The organism is Bacteroidetes Order II. bacterium (assembly GCA_016788705.1).
GTDB lineage: Bacteria > Bacteroidota > Rhodothermia > Rhodothermales > UBA2364 > UBA2364.
Genome location: JAEUSQ010000050.1, coordinates 158942 through 178913 on the forward strand (window position 1 = coordinate 158942; position 19972 = coordinate 178913).

At 47.6% G+C, this 19972-nt stretch carries 17 protein-coding genes; 12 read left to right on the forward strand and 5 right to left on the reverse strand.

Annotated features, from left to right (window positions below; translation table 11 throughout):
• Window positions 1–2 precede the first annotated feature (2 nt).
• Complete coding sequence (locus JNN12_13170) at window positions 3–377, forward strand: hypothetical protein (GenBank protein MBL7979284.1); 375 nt, start codon at window positions 3–5, stop codon at window positions 375–377.
• Between the two features lie 5 nt (window positions 378–382).
• Here JNN12_13170 and JNN12_13175 read toward each other — a convergent pair whose 3' ends face one another.
• The 3 genes from JNN12_13175 to JNN12_13185 all read right to left on the reverse strand — a co-directional run bounded on the left by JNN12_13175 (window position 383) and on the right by JNN12_13185 (window position 2675).
• The gene (locus JNN12_13175) at window positions 383–1357 is read right to left on the reverse strand and encodes a hypothetical protein (GenBank protein MBL7979285.1); all 975 of its coding nucleotides are present in this window, start codon (window positions 1355–1357) and stop codon (window positions 383–385) included.
• A gap of 116 nt (window positions 1358–1473) precedes the next feature.
• Window positions 1474–2124, reverse strand: a complete 651-nt coding sequence (locus JNN12_13180) for a sigma-70 family RNA polymerase sigma factor (protein ID MBL7979286.1) — start codon at window positions 2122–2124, stop codon at window positions 1474–1476.
• 299 nt (window positions 2125–2423) lie between these two features.
• Window positions 2424–2675, reverse strand: a complete 252-nt coding sequence (locus JNN12_13185; protein MBL7979287.1) for a hypothetical protein — start codon at window positions 2673–2675, stop codon at window positions 2424–2426.
• A gap of 245 nt (window positions 2676–2920) precedes the next feature.
• Here JNN12_13185 and JNN12_13190 point away from each other — a divergent pair, with 245 nt between their 5' ends.
• From JNN12_13190 to JNN12_13225, 8 genes are all read left to right on the forward strand, one after another.
• Window positions 2921–3865: an LD-carboxypeptidase gene (locus JNN12_13190; GenBank protein MBL7979288.1), complete on the forward strand. Its 945-nt coding sequence runs from the start codon at window positions 2921–2923 to the stop codon at window positions 3863–3865.
• Between the two features lie 5 nt (window positions 3866–3870).
• Entirely contained in the window at window positions 3871–4851 is a 981-nt protein-coding gene (locus JNN12_13195; GenBank protein ID MBL7979289.1) for a class I SAM-dependent methyltransferase, read from the forward strand.
• Between the two features lie 11 nt (window positions 4852–4862).
• Window positions 4863–5594, forward strand: a complete 732-nt coding sequence (locus JNN12_13200) for a hypothetical protein (protein ID MBL7979290.1) — start codon at window positions 4863–4865, stop codon at window positions 5592–5594.
• Window positions 5560–6621: a c-type cytochrome gene (locus JNN12_13205; GenBank protein MBL7979291.1), complete on the forward strand. Its 1062-nt coding sequence runs from the start codon at window positions 5560–5562 to the stop codon at window positions 6619–6621. Before JNN12_13200 ends, JNN12_13205 begins: the two co-directional genes overlap by 35 nt.
• Window positions 6622–6800: 179 nt before the next feature.
• Window positions 6801–9251: a TonB-dependent receptor gene (locus JNN12_13210; GenBank protein ID MBL7979292.1), complete on the forward strand. Its 2451-nt coding sequence runs from the start codon at window positions 6801–6803 to the stop codon at window positions 9249–9251.
• A 138-nt stretch (window positions 9252–9389) separates the two neighbouring features.
• Complete coding sequence (gene fsa, locus JNN12_13215) at window positions 9390–10040, forward strand: fructose-6-phosphate aldolase (protein ID MBL7979293.1); 651 nt, start codon at window positions 9390–9392, stop codon at window positions 10038–10040.
• Window positions 10041–10490: 450 nt separating this feature from the next.
• The gene (locus JNN12_13220) at window positions 10491–11540 is read left to right on the forward strand and encodes a histidine kinase (protein MBL7979294.1); all 1050 of its coding nucleotides are present in this window, start codon (window positions 10491–10493) and stop codon (window positions 11538–11540) included.
• Between the two features lie 126 nt (window positions 11541–11666).
• Window positions 11667–12632 carry a GDP-mannose 4,6-dehydratase gene (locus JNN12_13225; protein MBL7979295.1) on the forward strand — a complete coding sequence of 322 codons (966 nt, stop codon included), beginning with the start codon at window positions 11667–11669 and terminating at the stop codon, window positions 12630–12632.
• On the opposite strand, the gene JNN12_13230 is transcribed toward JNN12_13225, so the two are convergent.
• Window positions 12629–13762 (reverse strand): glycosyltransferase family 4 protein, encoded by a 1134-nt coding sequence (locus JNN12_13230; GenBank protein ID MBL7979296.1) that lies wholly within the window; start codon window positions 13760–13762, stop codon window positions 12629–12631. The genes JNN12_13225 and JNN12_13230 overlap by 4 nt on opposite strands.
• Window positions 13763–13961: 199 nt before the next feature.
• On the opposite strand from JNN12_13230, the gene JNN12_13235 reads away from it, so the two are divergent.
• Window positions 13962–14690, forward strand: coding sequence for a response regulator transcription factor (locus JNN12_13235; GenBank protein ID MBL7979297.1), 729 nt, complete (start codon window positions 13962–13964; stop codon window positions 14688–14690).
• Between the two features lie 7 nt (window positions 14691–14697).
• On the opposite strand, the gene JNN12_13240 is transcribed toward JNN12_13235, so the two are convergent.
• On the reverse strand, window positions 14698–16977 hold the full coding sequence (locus JNN12_13240; protein ID MBL7979298.1) for a carbohydrate binding family 9 domain-containing protein: 2280 nt from the start codon (window positions 16975–16977) through the stop codon (window positions 14698–14700).
• Between the two features lie 133 nt (window positions 16978–17110).
• Between JNN12_13240 and JNN12_13245 the strand changes: the two genes are divergently transcribed.
• Both JNN12_13245 and JNN12_13250 read left to right on the forward strand, forming a co-directional pair.
• The gene (locus JNN12_13245; GenBank protein ID MBL7979299.1) at window positions 17111–17971 is read left to right on the forward strand and encodes a glycoside hydrolase family 16 protein; all 861 of its coding nucleotides are present in this window, start codon (window positions 17111–17113) and stop codon (window positions 17969–17971) included.
• 15 nt (window positions 17972–17986) lie between these two features.
• Window positions 17987–19354: an aspartate aminotransferase family protein gene (locus JNN12_13250; protein ID MBL7979300.1), complete on the forward strand. Its 1368-nt coding sequence runs from the start codon at window positions 17987–17989 to the stop codon at window positions 19352–19354.
• The last annotated feature ends 618 nt before the right edge of the window (window positions 19355–19972 follow it).

Below are 19972 nucleotides of genomic sequence, written 5' to 3' on the forward strand. Positions count from 1 at the left end.
TTATGAGAGGGTTCACAACTTCCCCAAAAACGTTATTCCTAATAGATGGGATCGGTGCATTGATCAGTACATTTTCATTGGCAGTAGTACTGAGTACCTTTCATGGCTTTTTCGGGGTTCCAGAAAAGGTGTTAACATGGCTTTCGGCCATTGCTTTTGGCTTTAGCCTGTATTCCCTTGCCTGTTTTGGGTTGCTCAAAAACCATTTCAGACCGTTTCTTGTCCTTATTGGGATCGCCAATTTATTGTATTGTTGCTTCACCATCGCCCTTATCATCTTGCATTCCCCAGAGATCACCTTCTGGAGCGTGGCCTATTTTGCCTTGGAAATCGGGATTTTGGTACCGCTCGCAGCGATAGAACTAAAGTCCGTGTAAGATTTCTATTTATCCAATTGATTCAACAGTCTTTGCGCTTCGTCTGCCCACATGCCATCCAGTTGTACAACCTGTTTCAAGGCTTCACGAGCGGCAGAAGTATTGCCAAGGCCCAAATATGCTTTGGCCAAAAAAAACTGAGCATCCAACCAGACTGGAGTAGGCTCTTCATGAGAAGCCCGTTTTTTTTCTTCTCGAATAACCGTCTGTAATTGAGCAAGCGCCTCGGTTAATTTTTCGTGATCATAAGCAATGAATAAGCCCCATTTGTGATAGCGGGCGGACTTTAGCATGCGTAAACCCTCTTGAAAGGCTTGATCACTGCGGAGAGAAGGGGAATTAGCGCGTGTACTGAGAGGCTTCATATCTTTCTCATACGCCTCCACCGAGGCCAAACGAGAAAGTAACGGTTCGTTGACTGCATTGTAGTATCGCAAGCTAAAAACGCCCGCAAAAAAAACAAAACAAGCAGCGATGGCATAACGATAAAATTGTGGATTCCGCAAATACGATAGGTCTATGGGAAGCCTTTTCCTGCTACGTGACGACTCCAGATTTTTTTCTGGCAATATCTGTAGCTTCGTTATCGGTGCAGTAGTTGCACGCCGATACGCCTCCGCAGCGAGGTGAATATCTTTAAGTTGGTGACCAGAAAGTCGTTCAAAATAATCCTTGTCTTGGATCGGTTTAAACGTTTTCAGATGTGCCGCTGCCTCAGCAACCTCCTGTTGCCACCTCTCTTCCGTTTCCACTTTCTCCTTGAGTGACGCCAACAAAGGCCGAAGGGGTTCAGGGGCCTTTTCCAAATCGGGATAACGAAAGTACAATTCTAAATGATCTTCCCTCAGCGGTCCCTCTAAAAAACGGCGGGTATCGGACATCATACTTAAGAAGAGTCTCCCTTGTCGGATTGTATCTTCGGAATAAGGCGGCTGGCCAAAAGGGGGCGCAGGTTGATTGTTTTGATCTTGTGATGACATTTTTTTACAATTACACAACCTTTAAGGTCATATTAAGGCGGAAATAACAGAAATTTGAAACCTATTTACCCTAAAGACACCCAGCTCAAAAAAACATAACTTGCTCTCGTTATTTTTTATTTTTCTTTGTGGCGGATGATCAATTCCCGCAAGTGTGGGTTTTGCTTGAAGCGGTCAACGATTTTATGGCAATAGGCACGAACCGTTGGAATGGTCTTTTGAATGGCTTCGGCTATCTGATCAAATTCCCAGTACTCAATAAAACGATAGTGGCCCGTAGCCTTTAGGAACTCTGGGAGTTTTTGAATGGCCTGATGAATGACGGCAATAAAAAAGGGTGTATCGAAGCTACGAAGGGCGTATTCGTCTTCCAACCGATCCGACCATTCCTCCACGTCTGTTAAGCGGTTTCGTTTCCGATGCTCTCGAATCAGGTTTAGGAACTGATTCCGGCAAAGACTGTTCAGCCATCCTGCAATACTGGCTTCTTGTCTAACAGTATCCAAAAACCGGATGGCCCGCTCGTATGCATCACCAGCATACCGCTCCACTTCCACTTCACTCAAGTGACGATTTTGCAAATACTTAGCAGAAAAGTATCGCATAATAAAGCAATACACATATAAGTCCACCAATGGCTTAAGACGAGGAACACGCCCTTTTCGCCAAGTCAAAAAAAGTTGACTTGCAGCGTCGCTGTCGTCTAAATGAAAAGGGAGTTGGGCAGCCAGCTCCTCTATAGCGCCAAAACCTATATCCGAGGGCATAAGGCAAGGATTAAAATTCCGGTGGTGGTACAATTGTCGTTATGACACACGACAAAACTAAAGATGGAACAAACCAAAGATTGGTTTATTCTTCACAAACTAAATATCGAAATAATTCCACTCCTTTACAAGTAGTATTTCCACTAAAATACCAGATTTTTATTCCCGGGTACTCTCTTCTACAGTGGATACAGGCCCTGCTATGGAAGTTGGAAAGATTTGCTTAAGGCCAATGTGAACAGCAAATGGTATAATTCACCAAAACGGTGGTCTCAGATTCGTTCCATGAAGAGAATGAGCTAAAAATCCGAAACAGAATTATAGACTCTCATCAAGCGTTCAATGTCCCGTAACCGACGCTCGATCTGACTCCGCTCTTTGGGATCATCTATTTCGGGGTTGTCTTGAAGTTCATAGAGCCGTTTTAGTTTCTCTGCTTGTTCGGCTTTTAGTTCTTGTAAGCGATTTTGGGGACCAACTGGCCGTTCTTCGGGAGCAGCGACGTCACTGACACCAAAAACAGAAATCCAAAACTTGAGCATTTTATTCATAGCTGAAGACAATTTAAGGCGTAGATGACCTTATGAGCAGGCCCGGCAAACGTTTTAAGTTACGCATTTCTAAAAGAACTTTGGTGCTTCATACGGTTTTCCCTTTTACGAAAATCGCAGTTTATACGAGTCTATTATGCTTTATCACCAATTCAGGGCCTAACGGCCAAGAAAATAGCCTTTTCGTTTTGATCTGGCCTATGCCACATGTAATTTATACGTTTAAAACTTCTTGATTAAGATACATGAAAGCTCCTGCACTCTCACCGGGCGATACCATCGCCATCATTGCGCCAGCCAGTGCTCCCCGGAGTATGGAAGTTTATCACCTTGGCCTTGCGCGGCTCAAGGAACGCGGTTATCATATTTTACCCCTCAGAGATCAAATCACCCCATATGGCTATTTGGCAGATACCGATGCCGTGCGACTGGCCGAGTTGAACGAAGCCATCCGTCGTCCGGACGTGAAAGCCATTTTTTCGGTTCGTGGCGGGTACGGAACGCCCCGGCTTTTACCCGGTATAGACTACGAAACCGCTAAACAGCATCCTAAAATATTGGTGGGGTATTCCGACATTACGGCCCTACACTGGGCATTATACCACAAATCCGGTTGGTATGGCCTTTCCGGACATTTGGTTGTGGAGTGGGGGGCCGAAGAGGATGCCCTAAGCCCATCGGCAGAAGCACTATTTTGGAACCTGCTTGGCGGAAAAAAACCAGATCAGGTGGTTGGACCAGCAGGGGAAACCCTACAACCCATGCGACCCGGAACAGCAGAAGGGGTTTTATTGGGTGGAAACCTGATGCTCATTACGTGTTTATTGGGCACGCCATATTGTCCCGATCTCACAGGCGCCCTGCTATTTATCGAAGATGTGGGCGAAAAACCGTATAGTGTGGATCGGATGCTGATGCAGTTACGACTCGCCGGACATTTGGATAAGTTGGGTGGCGTGCTGATTGGCGGCTTTACGGATGCCGATGTCCCCGCCAACTCCCTTGGCTTCGACGAAGTTTTTGATCATTATTTTGGAAATGCCCCCTATCCGGTTGCCACGAACCTTTGTTATGGCCATTGGACCAATAAACTTTGTCTGCCTATCGGAATTCAGGCACGGTTAGAAGTAAATGCGCAACGTGCTTCCCTTACTTATCTGGAAACCCTAACAAATCCATCAAAGATGTAAAGGCGATGCCAGACCGGACTTTGCTATCGTTATACGATTTTGTACGCCTCTACGAAAAATTAACCGAAGAAGGAGGGGCGTTACGCCGATTGCTGGGAGGAAGAACGGAACGGGTGCGCGGCATCTGGACGCATCCCGAGTCGCCCCCTAAACATTGGTACAACATCCCTGCGATACAAAAACGGCTGAACCAACTTGCTTCGGGAGACGAAAAAACCGACCATCGTACGTTTACCGCACAAGCATTCCTAAAAAAGGGTGGATTACGCGGATTGTCTATGGGATGTGGGGCTGGACAAAAAGAAATCCAATGGATGCAAACAGGATGTTTTGACCAATTGGACGCATTTGACCTCTCGCCGCAACGGATATTGGCTGCACAACAAGCCGCACAGCAGGCCGACATGGCAGAACGCCTCACTTTTTTCATGTCCGATGCAACCTCATTTCATCCCGACCCCGCCACCTACGATGTATTGATCGCCGAGGCCTCCCTCCACCACTTCCACCGTCTGGAAACCTTAATCCCACGCATGACCCTCTGGCTAAAACCGGGCGGCCTCTTAATTTTGCACGAATATGTGGGACCTACACGGTTTCAGTGGAGCCATGCACAAATGGCTGCCGCCGATGCCTTGCTGGCCCAATTACCTCCAAGCTACCGGACACGCTGGAACGGCAGAGGCATCAAAACCAAGCATCACCGCCCCGGCTGGTTGTCCATGTGGTTAAACGATCCTTCGGAAGCCGTCATGTCTGATCGTGTAATGCCACTGCTACACCAACACCTCGTCCCGACGTTCATCCGACCCCTGGGCGGGACGATATTACATTTGTTGTTCGACGAAATTGCTCACCATTTTCTTCATCCAGACGAAACAGCAGCCGCTTTCTTAGCGTTAGCCTCCAAAACCGAAGACCATCTGATTGCGGCGTACTCTTTACCGAGTGACTTTGTTTTTGCCGTTTTCCACCGCTCACCTTAATCCTTCCAGCCATGCTTCGCCCTGTTCTAAACCTTTGCTTCCTTTTTCTTGCCTTCACACTCATCTCTTGTGATTCCGAGGACCAAACAGGGAAAGTCACCATTCAGTTCATCCATCAGGCCGATGGCAAAACTCTTGATCTAAATACGTCTTCTTTTACGAACGACGCGGGCAATGTCTATAAAGTTTCTTTGCTCGAATACATCACCTCTAACATGGCCCTTGTGGGTAGCGACGGAAAATCAGTTGATCTTACGGAGTATCATTACGTACAACTCGGCAATACAGGCACGCTCTCCCTTACGATCAAGGGTATTAAGCCAGACCACTTCCAAGGATTTAAAATGGTAATGGGTATTCCCAAAACCCAGAATATAACGGGAAAGTTGCCCAACCAACAAGCTTACAACAATATGGAATGGCCAGTAGCGATGGGTGGAGGTTATCACTATATGCGCTTTGAAGGCTCTTATGTCAATGCGGGCAGTTCCAGCACGTTTGCGGTACATACCGGACCGAATAGCGGGACCGATTACTCCGTTTCCTTGTCTTTGCCCATGCACCTTCATCTAACCGCAGGTGCCAATCCAACAGTTAAACTCACCATGAATGTAAACGAGTGGCTTAAAAACCCCACCCGTTACGACTTCCGCGATTATCCCGGCAATATTATGGGAAATCCGACTGCACAGGAAATCCTCAAAAACAATGGGAAAGACGTCTTCTCGGTTCAAGGTAATTAGGCCACGCCTCTGGGGCCTTTGCTTCTTTTGGGCGTTCTTTTGGATCGGCTGCGATCACGAGAGCCAACAATTGGACGTGCCCACCCCGTTCAATCTGGTACTGCCACCCAAATTTCCGGAATTGCCCTCATCACCAGAAAACCCTTTAACCATCGAGGGGGTGACTTTAGGACGGGCGCTCTTCTACGACAAGTCTCTTTCTAAAGATGAGACCATCTCATGTGCGAGTTGCCATGTTCCTGATTTTGGGTTTTCGGATCCCAATGTCCTTAGCCGAGGTATTGGTGGATTAACGGGCGAACGGCAATCTATGCCACTGATCAATATCGGCTGGGTAGATAGGTTCTTCTGGGACGGACGTGCAGCCTCTTTGGAAGAACAGGCTCTCTTTCCCATAACCAGCCATTTCGAAATGGGGAACACGTTTCCTGAAGTCATCTCCAGACTAACGGCCTCTCCCAAATATCCCAACATGTTTCGGGCAGCCTTCTCCAGTCACGATATCACCCAAACCCGCATCGTGCAGGCCTTGGCACAATTCCAACGCACCTTGGTTTCCGGAAATAGCAAATACGACCAATGGCTACAAGGCAAAACAAGCCTCACCACCGAGGAAGAACAAGGATACACCCTCTTTTTTACCGAAAAAGGGGATTGTTTTCATTGTCATGGTACGCTTTTAATGACCGATAACCGCTTTCATAACAATGGTTTGGATGATGTACCTGCCGATTCTGGCCGCTACCGAATCACCAAAGATCCTGCAGATATTGGCCTCTTCCGTAGCCCCACCCTCCGCAATATTGCATTTACAGCACCCTACATGCACGACGGACGGTTTAAAACCCTGCAAGAAGTGATCAACCATTACGATCACGGCCTTGTGCGGTCGCCTACCTTAGACCCCTTGTTCTTTAATGGCCGGCCTAAAGGGCTTTCGGAAGCTGAAAAAAAAGCCCTGATCGCCTTTCTGAATACCCTTTCCGATCCTGAGTTCATCCAAAACCCAGCTTTTCGCCCAAATTAGTCCCTAACTGCCAATGGCCTTCGACGGAAATTCCACTAAACCATTGGTCAAGGAACTACGGCTGGGTTTAAAAGTACATAAAAGCAGTCTTTACATTCTCTACGGCCTATGTGCGTTTGACACCATACCTTTGGCCCTGTTTCAGCAGGACTTCCTTCTTTACACGTCGCAATACACTCATGAAGTTGCACATTTATTATGTATGGTGCCTATTCATTGCCACCTCAGGTCTTGTTCAAGCCCAAAACTGGGGTATGGTAACAGGACGCATCACCGACAACACGACCTCATCACCTTTACCAGGTACAACAATTCTCGTCTCCGGAACTGATTATGGAACCGTAGCGGACAAGAACGGACGGTTTTCCCTGAAACTCCCCCCAGGGCAACACCCGCTTCGGGCCAGTTTCGTTGGCTATGAAGTTTGGCAACGCGACATCGAGGTAGGAGAAGAAAAAACCACCACAATTGAAATTGGGCTTAAACCCGCATCAACCACTGCTGGAGATGTGGTTGTAGAAGCCCGATCCACCGAAGCAGGCGTCCAAAGTATAACGCCAGAGATGGTTCAAGCCATCCCAGGTCCGTTCAAAGATGGCTTCCGAGCCCTTAAAAACCTACCTGGCGTTATGAGCAACAACGAACTATCGAATGAATACTCGGTGCGTGGGGGCGGATACAACGAAAACTTGATCTACATCAATGGTTTTGAGGTTTATAAACCCTTCCGAACCAAACAAGGTGAACAGGAAGGACTTGGCCTCCTTAACCCAGACATGGCAGAACGGATGACCCTTTATACGGGCGGCTTCCCGGTACAATATGGCGGGAAATTATCCTCGGCTTTGGATGTTCAGTACCGAAAACCACAAAATTCAGCCCCTACCGGAGCGGTATATGCCTCGATGTTAGATGCGGGCGCTGGTTTTTCGGCCAGTTTGGGTAAGTGGGGCCTTATGTCGGGCGTAAGACGCGCCCAAGCACGTTCGTTCTTTGGCTCGCAAGAACTAAAAGGGACTTATGCGCCTGCTTTCACCGATGCCCAAGGTCTTGTTTCTTACAACTTTAAACCAGGACACGAAATTGCATTACTGGGCATGTGGGCACGCCATCGGTTCCGGTTAGAACCCTCACAAAAGCGGTCATATTATGGAACATACAACGACTTACGCTCCGTCTGGATTAACTACTCTGGCGAGGAAAACGACGGATACGACATCGGCTTCGCAGGACTTCACCTCCAAAATCGCTTGTCTTCGAAGTTGAAGGCAGACCACCGTCTTGCCTATTTCGGCATCACCGAAACCGAAACGTATAATATCCGTGCAGACGCGACTCTGTACTTGGTTGATCCCAGCAAAACAGACCCCAATTCCCCCATCAACGACCTAGCCTTTGGTGGTGTTGTACAAGAAGACCGTGCAGATAACCGCCTTAGCGTGGGGACTTATACATTAGATGGACGCTATATCTTAGAACAAAATCGTCACGTCAGCACAGCCGGATGGGCACTTCGGCAACTGGTATGGGAAGACCAGATTACAGAAAACTCGGCCATTATTGGCCAAAATAGCTTGGGCGACCTCGTACGCATCCCGATCAAAAGTCTTCAGGATACTTTACCCCGTACCACTACACGCCAGTTAAGCGCCTTCATCCAGCAAGTACGGGATGTTTTGCCCGAGGCGGGGAAATTGACGATCACGGCAGGGCTTCGCGCCGATTATTTTGACTTCAACCACGAATGGACGGCTTCGCCAAGAATTTCTGGCACCTATCGCCTGAATCCAAACCTCACCCTAACCAGCGCATGGGGAATTTATTATCAATCACCTGCTTACCGTGAACTCCGAGGCGAAACCCTAGCCGATGAAACCATCAACGGATCACTCAGCCGAGACCTCCGATCTCAACGTTCGGTACAATATGTGACTGGTGCAACCCTTTTTCTTCCCAAGCGACGCCTTTACCTCCGTGGAGAGGCGTATTATAAAAAACTTACCCACCTTATTTCTTACACCCTCCAAAATACCCGCGTCACCTACAGCGGCGAAAACGACTCCGAAGGTTATACCTATGGACTAGACCTTCAGGTTCGCGGTGAATTTGTCCCTGGCCTCGAAAGTTGGTTCAACTATGGCTATCTGGTGGCACGGGAACGATTTTTACCCGCGTTCCAAAACACCCAAAATGTGGGTTGGATTCCAAGGGCAATGGACCAACGCCATACGGTTTCGATGTTTGTACAGGATGGCATTTCAAAAGATGACACGTGGCGTTTATACCTCCAAGTGATGGTTGGCTCCGGTCTGCCCTATACACCACCCACTCCCGGAGAATCTGTTAGTAACATTAGCCTACAAACGCCCGGAAAACGCCATAGCCAACGTTTCTTAGAATACAAACGTGCAGATCTCGGCATGACTAAATCCTTGGAAATTAGACCCAAAGGCATTACCCCCTCCAGTACTTCCCCAAAACTATTGCTCAGCCTCGAAGTCCTGAACATCTTCGACATGAAAAACACCATTTCTTATACATGGATAGATCCCGGAAACCACATCTGGGAGCGCGTCCCCACACGGCTCACCCCACGAACCTTTAACGCACGGCTTCGGGTACAATTTTGATCCAATACCCACCCGATACCATAGACCGGAAAATATGCTTTCTTGGAAATTATCCTAAAAACCAAAGCGGGGTAGGATCACCCCCGGAATGGTTGTAGTTTTCATAAACAAGCATGAACCGAATAAAACCCAAAAAACATGAAATTTTTTATTGATACCGCCAACTTGGATGAAATCCACGAAGCAGCAGACATGGGCGTTTTGGATGGTGTAACCACCAACCCATCGCTGATGAAAAAAGTGGGAGCAAAAGACCTCAAAGCCCACATCCGCCAGATTTGTGAGTTGGTGGATGGCGATGTCTCTGCCGAGATTATTGCCACGACCTACAACGAGATGATGGCAGAAGCCCAAGAAATAGCCAAAATCCACCCAAATGTCGTGGTGAAAGTACCCCTCATTTTGGACGGGATCAAAGCCATCAAGTCTCTAACAACAATGGGGATTAAAACGAATTGCACCTTGTGTTTTTCTCCTACACAAGCCTTGGTGGCCGCCAAAGCAGGCGCTACCTACATCAGCCCATTTGTCGGGCGTTTAGATGACATATCTACAGAAGGTATGGATCTCATCCGCTCTATTATTGATATTTATGATCATTACGGGTTTGCCACACAAGTGCTTGTGGCATCGGTTCGTCACCCAATGCACGTAGTTGCCGCCGCCGAAATGGGGGCCGATGTGGCTACCATGCCCCTTTCGGTGATAAAGCAACTTCTCCGGCACCCACTTACGGATCTGGGACTGCAACAATTTCTTCAAGATGCCGAGGCACTAAAAAAGATGTGAGTAAGACCATTAGCGCCTAATGCCACAGCCCGCTATATTTCAGTGGGCTTTTTTATAACACTACCGATGTAAGAACTCCCTTTAACGGTCTTAATTGGGTTCTAAACCCTAACAACTCGGTTACTTTCCTCTCATCCATCATTTAAACCGTTGGTGTAGTTGTACCACCATTCATCACAATCTACTTCCTCACCCTTATCCCTTGACGTATTATACATTCGAGGTCTGTCCTTAACCATTATGCCTGAGGGAAGTCCAGACCGAAAATATCCCTGAGCATCGCAGCAACGAAGAGGAACACCAATGGAGGATCGTTGATGCGATCGCGTAAGGCGGGAGTCTCAAAGTCGTGAAGGTAGCAAAATCTGAGACTCCCGCCTTCTTTTTTTGTATATGACACCACCGCTTTCGGCTTATCTTAACGTATCTTCCGCGAAGTCTGTTAAAGATATGCAACTCAACCGCACACTCGCTTATTGGCTTTCTCAACTATTTGGTTGGCTAGGCTGGGGGTGGCTACTCATGGGTTCCTCTGTCCTGTCTAATATCCCGCTGTTGCAATCGCTTCCTTTTTCCTTGGCCAGTACCCTGCTCGGTTTTACATTATCACACAGCTATCGAATCCTACTTAAACCTTGGCGATGGACAAAGTTTGCGGGCCTTCGGCTGTTGTTCTTAGGACTCTTAAGCCTTTGGGTGTTGGTAGGTTTGTTATATATTTTAACTTACTTCGTTATACCACTCATTCCTTTTTCCACCCCTATTGCCACACCTTATTGGACGTCGTTTCAGGGCCAAGTCGTTTTCCTTGTTGGGGCCAGTATTGCATTTGGACTGTGGTTGTTTATTTATTGGGCGGTTCATTTTGTTTTTGGGTATAGCGAATCCCGTGTGGCACAATTCCAATTAGAAGCAGGGCTCAAGTCCGCAAAGCTACAAGCCCTAGAATCCCAACTGAACCCACACTTTTTGTTTAACAGCCTGAACAGCATCGCAGAACTGATTGGTGAAAACCCAACCCAGGCAAGATATATGGTACTACGGCTTTCTTCCTTGTTACGTACAACATTGCAAACAGGCCAAACGGAAACACATCCCTTAGAAAAGGAAATCAACCTTGCCAAAACCTATCTAGAATTAGAGACGATGCGCTTTGAAGAGCGCCTACGGTATGGCTTTGATGTGGATATGCGCTACCAGAATGTACCCGTACCGGTCATGCTCATTATGACGTTGGTCGAAAACAGCATTAAGCATGGGATCAATCGGCAAGTCCAAGGGGGCGAGGTTCAGATTCAGGTGAGTGGCGACGCCAACGGATTATTGATCACGGTTACCAACACGGGTAATTTAGAAAACAGCGAACGCCCTGGTGGCGTAGGGCTCGCGAACATCCGCGAACGGCTCCGGCTCATTTATGGAGATCAGGCATGGCTAAGCATTCAAGACATTAAACCCCGCCGAGTACAGGCCATGGTATTTCTACCACTCCGGAAGTAAATGGTGTTTCACGCACCCAATACGCCTCCCCCATACCACGATTTTCAGAATAAATTGCTGCGCCCATCTAACACCTTTTGTATTTTCACTTCTTCCAGCGCCTACCAACCTAAACCCACAAGACACATGAAGTATCTAGTCACTGGTTTTTCGGGATTTGTTGCCCGGCATTTTACCCAATTTCTGGAAGAAAATATTGAAAATGTGCAAGTCTTGGGGATTGACATTGGGACTCCACGCTATCACGAGACCCGACCTTGGGTGCAATTCGAGCAAATCAACCTCTTAGAAAAAGACCGCTTAGAGGCCATAATTAGGTCTTTTGCCCCAGACTACATTCTGCACCTCGCTTCTATGAGTAGCGTCTCCAAAAGTTGGGAAGAGCCCGAAAAAAGCTTCACCAACAATACCAATATTTTCCTCAACTTGGTAGAGGCCCTACGCCATAACCACATCCCGGCACGGCTGCTTTCCGTTGGTTCATCGGAAGAATATGGCATTGTTACCGAAACAGAATTGCCTCTTAGGGAAAACATGCACCCTAACCCCATTAGTCCATATGCCGTGGCAAGGGTTTCTCAAGAACTCCTCTCGAAAGTCTATGCACATGGATATGGCCTACAAATTATCCTGACTCGTTCCTTTAACCACATCGGACGTTGGCAAAATACCCGGTTTGTAATTCCTTCGTTTGTAAAACAACTGGTGGACTTAAAAAACCATCCAGAACAGGCACAAGTACTTTATACCGGAGACACGTCCATTGTTCGGGACTTTGTGGATGTACGCGATGTGGTTCACGCCTATCACCTCTTGCTTCAGAAAGGCCAAAGCGGACAAGTGTACAACATCTGTTCCGGAAAAGGCCACAGCCTCCGAGAGGTCATTGCCCTACTTGGTGAATTAATGGAGATGGAAATCGAAATCCGTACCAATCCAGAATTTCTGAGACCTGCCGATAACCCCCGCATTATTGGGTCATATCGCAAAATCGCAGAAGAAGTAGGCTGGAAACCTCGTTATTCCCTACGGGAAAGCCTGCAAGACATCATCCGATTTTGGGAAGAAGAAGCCGTAGCCTCAACCACCTAAACCATCCGATGGACTTGCGCCATCCGATCCACAAATTGTTGGGCTACTCCGTGCCACGAAAAGGTATTGGGTACATACACCCTTGCCCGTTCCGAAGCGGCTTTTAGATGCTGTTCATCTTCCACATACGGCATAATGGCATCTACGAATGCCTGTGGGTCTTCGCTTTGAACCAGATGTCCGTTCTGACCCTCATGCACCACATCCCGTATCCCTTCTAATCCGGCGGCCACCACTGGAAGCCCACAAATACCAGCTTCCAACATCACCACGCCAAATCCTTCCATATCCCCCGGAACATGGATATTCGGCATAACATATAAATCAGCACCTTGGTACAAGGTCTCCAGCGCTTCGTCAGATACACGCCCAAGGAGTTTTACCCGTTTCTGGAGGCCATTCCGCACAACCGCTTCCTCCAAAGCAGCACGTTCCGCCCCATCCCCAGCCGCCCAGTACTCCACATGATCTGGTAATAAGGGCATGACTTTATCGGCAAACCACGTAAACCCTTTGCGCTTTACATGCCGCCCGACACTGCAAATGATAAAGGGCCGCAGGACATGCGGTGGATACGTCTCCATAAGAACCGCACGGGCTTGAGGTTTATTAACGGCAACACCAATACGGCTTAAATCTATGCCCATCGGAACCACAAACGTGCGATCCGATGGAAAATTTCGCTTGAGGGCTTCTTCTGCAGTAGCAGTACTGATCGGAAAAAAGGCATCTACTTTACCCAAAATTTTGGGAAGTGCCCATTGGTATAACTTGGCAGGCAGTAAAATATCCCGCCCATACAGCATCACAAAGGTCTTGACACCCACTTTTCGGAGACGCCTCCGCATAAAAAGCGTCACCCAACCCGTCACCAAGGCACTAAAAAACACCGATTCTATTTTATGCTCGCGCACCAAAGCAGGAATTTTCCAAAAGAGACTCATCAAGAAAAAAGGAGCACGAATATGGGTTGTATTCCACGATGTTTTTAAAATCAGGGGGAATACCACAACCTGTTCATGATCCTTGAAAGCCTCATAGATGTCTATGGCCACTCGCTGCATACCGCCAATATTGTTGTCCGGATCGTTATCACTAGGAAAAGAGTGGGAAACGTATAATATTCGCATCGTTATTCTGATTTCTTTGGTCCGCTGATTCATCACTAATAAATATAGGACATTCCGTTCTATAAACAGAAAACGATGCACGCATTAAGCAAGAATTGAAAAATTTGTTGCACATCAAAAACAACTTTCGCCTCGCTTCAGGCTTGATTCTTCTAACCGCTGGCTCTATCTTGGAAAATTGATTCCTCCATAAAATGATATGCCCCAAACCACAGCACTCATCGTTGATGACGAACGATTGGCCCGAAATGCACTGAGGAGATTGCTCTCCGTTCATCCGACGCTCAACATCTTAGGCGAAGCGGCTCATGCCGACGAAGCCAAGGCGGCCATCGAAAAACTACGGCCAAACGTTCTTTTTTTGGACATCCAAATGCCCGGAAAATCAGGATTTGAATTACTCTCCGAACTGAACTTCATGCCGCATGTCATTTTCACAACGGCATTCGATCAGTACGCCCTACGTGCCTTCGAAGTAAGCGCATTAGACTACCTTGTTAAACCCATAGAACCAGAACGCTTGGCCGAAGCCCTCAAACGAGTGCCCCTGCCACAAACAGAAGCGCCGGCCGAAAAACACACGACAGATTACCTCAAGGCCGATGAACAGGTTTTTGTTAAGGATGGAGAAAGATGCTGGTTTGTGCGTATTGGAGATGTACGCCTCATTGAGTCGGAAGGGAATTATACACGACTCCACTTCGACCGCGAGCGCCCACTCATCCTGCGCTCACTTAACCAATTAGAAGAGCGCTTAGACCCAGCCATGTTTTTTAGGGCCAACCGCAGCCAAATTATTAACCTACGCTTCATTCGGAAATTGGATACTTGGGCAAATGGAATGCTCCTTGCCGAACTTACCGACGGACAACGGGTGGAACTTTCCAGACGCCGCGCCCAAGACTTCCGTGAACGAATGAGCCTTTAATCCAAATTTATATCTTGAAAAGATACTGGAATTTAAAGAAAACGCTTTGGTTGATCGGGTAATAACTCACTTCTGGGAATAATTGAATATCCGCCTTTTTATTGCTCAAACTCGCCCCCACATAAAACACAGAAAATGGACTTATCTGGTAGGTCAGCAACGGCTCATAACGCATCAGTACATTAAAATCGTCGTACTCGCAAATCATTCTTGCAGAAAGTGCACGGGTAAATTGATAGGTCGCCCGCGTCCGAACAATATAACCCTCAAAAAAATCTACCTTCGTTACTTTATCGCCCAACTGGCTATAGTTCACTTCTGGCTCTATCGTGAGGCGGCCCGTTGGCTTAAACTCAAATCCAAGACCAATATTGGTCCCTATCCCCATTCTTAGCTGTCGGCGGGCAATCATCTCGCCATATTGCAGGAAAAAACCTATACCCACCCTCTGACTAAAATCTGAATTCGCCTCGAGCGTGAACCGTTGCATGGACTCAAACTCCACCTTTCGGAAGTTTTCCTTACTATGAACCAAAGTCCCAAGAGAAAGACGCGTCTGCCCTTTTAGTTGCGAATTTACGCCCAAAAACAGGTACTCATCCTTCCGCTGTCGGTCATAGTTCCAATCGTAGCCCGTCATGATATAAGGCGAATATTGTACCACCCATTTATCCTTCGGAAACACATTCCGTCCGGCCCGAACCCCAATCCGCTTCCGGTCATTGCTTTGTACAAAACCATTATCCGCCCGAAACGTAGGACTTGTCGCCCAAAAATCGGCATCCCAAAACCATGTTCGGCTGGTACGCTCATGACTCAGGTACAAGAGGGAACCTGAAAAACGTTCACCATCAAATTTTGCCGTATATTTTCCCGCATCAAACATGCCGGATCCATTATAAAGAGCCGAATTATTTGGCTCGTTTGTATTACTTCCAATTATCTGAACCTCTATTTGATCCGTGTCATTAAGTCGGAGCAAGGCATCTACTCCCAACGTAGAGCCGTATCCGCCCTCCACTAAACGACGATCTGTAATCAACGTGCCCACATGCGAACCCTTCTTCAACGTCTGTCGAACCCGCAAAATATTAGACACACTCCGCCCAACATCCGACAGCGTAGAGCTACCATCCTCAAAAGGCAGGATTAATGGACTTGCCTCGTCCAATGCGCCAATATATCCCAAACTCGTCTGCCCAAAACGACCTGTAAACTTGGCCGCTGTCAAGGGCTTATTGATACTCCGAGAATACACCTGACGGGTAAAGGTGCTATAAATATCCGCACCTTCCTGAAAAAAAGGCCGCCGCTCCGGGAAAAACAATGCAGAATTGGCATTCACATCAATCTGCGTTTGATCCGATTCGATCTGGCTGAAGTCTGGATTAACCGTTAGCTCCGCCGTTGCCGAGGACGTAAGATTATACTTTAAATTAATTGAGGGATCAAAAGAGTTTAACGCCAGTGGCGCCCGCTCAAAGGTACTATTCGGATTTAAAGCGTCTTGACGAGTCGCGCCATTCGAACCAATCAAGGCTGGCATCACTTCCACCCGCTGGGTTACGTTGCGAATGCTTTTTAAACCCTCGAAGTAACCATACTGACACATCAGGCAACTATTATTGCGGGTAAGCCCTGCCCATGAATAAGAGTTCTGACTTGCCCGTGGGTGCGAAACCCAGAAATTACCCCGAAACACCAAGTTATCAGACTCCGGAAAACGCAAACTGGTAAACGGAATGCGCATCTCGATCTGGTATCCATCTTCCGTAATTTTCCCCGCCGTTTGGTACTCTATATTAAAAGCAGACTCCGAACTGCTATTTACCAAAAGGCGCTCATCTCCTTGAACACCCAATGGGTTCGAAGCCAAAAAATACCCCCATTGCTGGTTTCCATAGGTATCCAGCACAAGACCCGCATAGTCATCTTGCCAGATTTCGTCCCGATTCCTCAAAGAAGCCCGAATTTTGGTCGGATCGTCCGTGATTTTGAAAGCCACATAAAGGTTTTTTCCATCATGCATCAACATGGCTTTTAGGCCAATCGGAGGTTTGGCTTTTTCGTTCGGGAAATATTCCGAGAAGTTTTCCGCAGTAGAAGCATGTTGCCACGCTTCTTCATTTAGCACACCGTCCAATTGTACCCCTAAGACCACTTTAGGAACCACAAGACGCGGACGGTCATTCGGCGTAAAGCCAGAATCCGATTGTGCAACCAGGATCGAAGACAAACAACACAAAAAACACGATAAAAAAGAATACGTGAAACGTAAAAACAGCATGGGAAAAGGGGGATTGATCTTATTTTAAAAACTTGAAGGATGCGAAAAATCCATCCAATACGAGCATGTGAGCGGAGGCTATCTTAAACGACAACCGACCCATTCAGTAGGTTACAACCCAATATAGGCCCGAATGAAACTTCTTGTTATAAAATTTTTATATCTGTTTGGTATCGCGGGGTGTGGCACCTTATCCCCAATTTCGGATGGATGGCGTTTGGTTTGGCGGGATGAGTTTAGCCAAAATGGTAACCCCGATCCAGCAAAATGGGACTATGAAGAAGGCTTTGTGCGGAACGAAGAATCGCAATATTATACCCGTAACCGCCCGGAAAATGCCCGAATAGAAGATGGGCACTTGATCATAGAGGGACGTAAGGAGTTTTTTTCAAATCCCAAGTATGATCCAAGCGGCAAAACATGGCAAACCCAACGGCCAAATGCTGAATATACCTCTGCCAGTTTAATCACACAAGACAAAGCCAGTTGGCAATATGGTCGGTTGGAAGTGCGTGCCAAGGTACCATCCGGTCAAGGAGCTTGGCCCGCCATTTGGATGATGGGCATCAACCGCACGCAAGTTGGATGGCCCAAATGTGGCGAAGTAGATATTTTGGAGTATATCGGAAACCGAGACCCTAAAACCGTTTATGGAACCATCCACTACCCGATAGAAGACGGCCAATACAAATCTAACGGAGGAACCATTAAAACCAGCCTCCCGCCCTATGAAGGTTTTCATGTGTATGCTTTAGAGTGGGACGAAAAAGAAATACGATGGTTTTTCGATAAACGACTTTTCCACAGCTTCCCGTTAAATACCGCCAATGAGCCAGACGGTAATGCCTTTCGCAAACCGTTTTATTTGTTGATCAACCTGGCAATGGGCGCAAACTGGCCCGGTCCTGTTAATCCAGAACATACCCCCATGCGCTTTGTGGTGGATTACGTGCGGGTATATCAAAAAAAGACAATAAAACCTCATCATCATTAACTTAGCCACATCCACATGAACATACAACCCGCCTTAGAGCAAATCTTGTCCGCTATTACCTCATGGAAAGAAAGCTTTGGCCCTTATAATCTCCACCCATCCACACAAATTTCAGCCGAGCATCTGACCACGGCGCTTACCAGTTACTTAAAAAGGCTCGAAGGGAACTATCCTTTTTTCCATCCGAGATATGCTGGGCAAATGCTTAAACCACCACACCCCATTGCACAACTGGCCTACTTTGCGGCCATGTTTATCAACCCCAACAACCATGCATTAGACGGAGGACCACCTACCTCCGAGATGGAGAAAGAAGTCGTAAAAGAACTTGCACACATGTTCCGCTTTCCCGAAAACTCCCTCGGACACCTAACGAGTAGTGGAACCATTGCCAACCTCGAAGCCTTATGGGTCGCACGATGTCTCCATCCAAAGAAAAAAATTGTCTTCAGTGAGCAGGCACACTACACCCACGAGCGCATGTGCGGTGTCCTCGGCATTGAGTACGTCAAAATCCCAGCTACACTCACTGGCGAAATAGACCTCAATGCCCTCGAAGAGGTACTCAAAACAGGGGAAATTGGAACGGTTGTTATGACCGCTGGCACAACGGGATTGGGCGCAATAGACCCCATTCATGAACTCATCGCCCTACGTGACCACTATGACTTTAGGATCCACGCAGACGCCGCATATGGAGGCTTTTTTACACTTTTGGCTTATGAAGAAGCGCCCATCATCCCTTTTGAAGCCTTTCGTGCCATTTCTTGCTGCGACTCGGTGGTGGTGGACCCACACAAACACGGCCTCCAACCATATGGCTGCGGTGCAGTGCTATTTCGGGACTCCAACGTCGCACGATTTTACCTGCATGAGGCTCCCTACACCTATTTTACCTCCAACGAATTACACTTGGGGGAGATTAGCCTTGAGTGTTCCCGTGCCGGAGCCGCCGCTGGCGCACTTTGGCTCACGTTACAGTGCCTACCCTTAAAGAGCGAGAAAGGACTTGGCCCCATTCTCAAAGGATGTATCCGCGCTTCTAAAAATTTCCAACAACTACTTGTTTCCGACGATCATTGGGGGGTCTATACCGAGCCTCAATTAGACATCGTAACCTATTTTCCCTACGACGGCAGTACCGACACCATAGACAAGACCAGCCAAAAACTCTTTGAAAAGGCCATGAACGATCCAAAAGACCCCGTTTTTTTAAGTGTCTATCGTGGCAAAACAAACCGCATTCAGCAACAATATCCCAAAATAATACCCCACTCCAGTCATACCCGTATCCTCAGAAGTGTACTTATGAAGCCGGAGCAAGAGCTATACGCCCCACAGCTAATGGATCGTCTAAACACCTTATTAGAGGAGATACGCTGACGACATGTAAAAGATCACTCCAAATAACAATGAATTACAGAAATCGAGTAGGAGAAAGTTAACCCGCCATTTAAACCTGACGAATCAAAGGTGGCGCGGTTAACTTTCGTCCTCTCACACCACCGGACGTACGGGTCTCGTATCACGGCGGTTCATTAGCGTTTCGCGACGAAGGGCGTACATTTCCGTTAACGGGGTGTACCCCTTTTGTTTCTGTCGCTTCGCGTCCGTCCTCGATGCGTCGCCCGGCTCAACTCTCCTGCCATACCTTCGGGTTCCGCCCTATCCTTTGGCAAAAGTCCGTGTCCCTTCAAAAAAAAACACACGGGTTGGCTGCTTTCATGGCCTTCGCGACAATCTTACAGTTCAAACGCTGTACGCTAATGTTCAGCCCTTCCCTCAAATAAAAAAATTTGAGGTACTATGCTTCTGCCGCCTTATGCCTCGGCACTCACACGTACCTCCGCCTCCGGCTGTCGCAGACCTCCCCGGGTAAGAACGCAGACCTTCATCCCATGTACCTGCCACATTTACCTCCGTGCGCTCCGGGCAGCGGTAGGGCTTCGTTTTGTCTGGCAAACTCACCCACGCACAGCGGCCTTGTATGTGGTTTCTGTT

Bases quoted from the DNA above. Each gene is read 5' to 3' on its own strand.
- JNN12_13185 (MBL7979287.1), bottom strand. From the start codon at position 2,675: ATGAATAAAATGCTCAAGTTTTGGATTTCTGTTTTTGGTGTCAGTGAC.
- JNN12_13195 (MBL7979289.1), top strand. From the start codon at position 3,871: ATGCCAGACCGGACTTTGCTATCGTTATACGATTTTGTACGCCTCTAC.
- JNN12_13240 (MBL7979298.1), bottom strand. From the start codon at position 16,977: ATGCTGTTTTTACGTTTCACGTATTCTTTTTTATCGTGTTTTTTGTGT.
- JNN12_13230 (MBL7979296.1), bottom strand. From the start codon at position 13,762: ATGCGAATATTATACGTTTCCCACTCTTTTCCTAGTGATAACGATCCG.
- JNN12_13210 (MBL7979292.1), top strand. From the start codon at position 6,801: ATGAAGTTGCACATTTATTATGTATGGTGCCTATTCATTGCCACCTCA.
- fsa (MBL7979293.1), top strand. From the start codon at position 9,390: ATGAAATTTTTTATTGATACCGCCAACTTGGATGAAATCCACGAAGCA.
- JNN12_13200 (MBL7979290.1), top strand. From the start codon at position 4,863: ATGCTTCGCCCTGTTCTAAACCTTTGCTTCCTTTTTCTTGCCTTCACA.
- JNN12_13245 (MBL7979299.1), top strand. From the start codon at position 17,111: ATGAAACTTCTTGTTATAAAATTTTTATATCTGTTTGGTATCGCGGGG.
- JNN12_13190 (MBL7979288.1), top strand. From the start codon at position 2,921: ATGAAAGCTCCTGCACTCTCACCGGGCGATACCATCGCCATCATTGCG.
- JNN12_13180 (MBL7979286.1), bottom strand. From the start codon at position 2,124: ATGCCCTCGGATATAGGTTTTGGCGCTATAGAGGAGCTGGCTGCCCAA.
- JNN12_13205 (MBL7979291.1), top strand. From the start codon at position 5,560: ATGGGAAAGACGTCTTCTCGGTTCAAGGTAATTAGGCCACGCCTCTGG.
- JNN12_13250 (MBL7979300.1), top strand. From the start codon at position 17,987: ATGAACATACAACCCGCCTTAGAGCAAATCTTGTCCGCTATTACCTCA.
- JNN12_13225 (MBL7979295.1), top strand. From the start codon at position 11,667: ATGAAGTATCTAGTCACTGGTTTTTCGGGATTTGTTGCCCGGCATTTT.
- JNN12_13235 (MBL7979297.1), top strand. From the start codon at position 13,962: ATGCCCCAAACCACAGCACTCATCGTTGATGACGAACGATTGGCCCGA.
- JNN12_13175 (MBL7979285.1), bottom strand. From the start codon at position 1,357: ATGTCATCACAAGATCAAAACAATCAACCTGCGCCCCCTTTTGGCCAG.
- JNN12_13170 (MBL7979284.1), top strand. From the start codon at position 3: ATGAGAGGGTTCACAACTTCCCCAAAAACGTTATTCCTAATAGATGGG.
- JNN12_13220 (MBL7979294.1), top strand. From the start codon at position 10,491: ATGCAACTCAACCGCACACTCGCTTATTGGCTTTCTCAACTATTTGGT.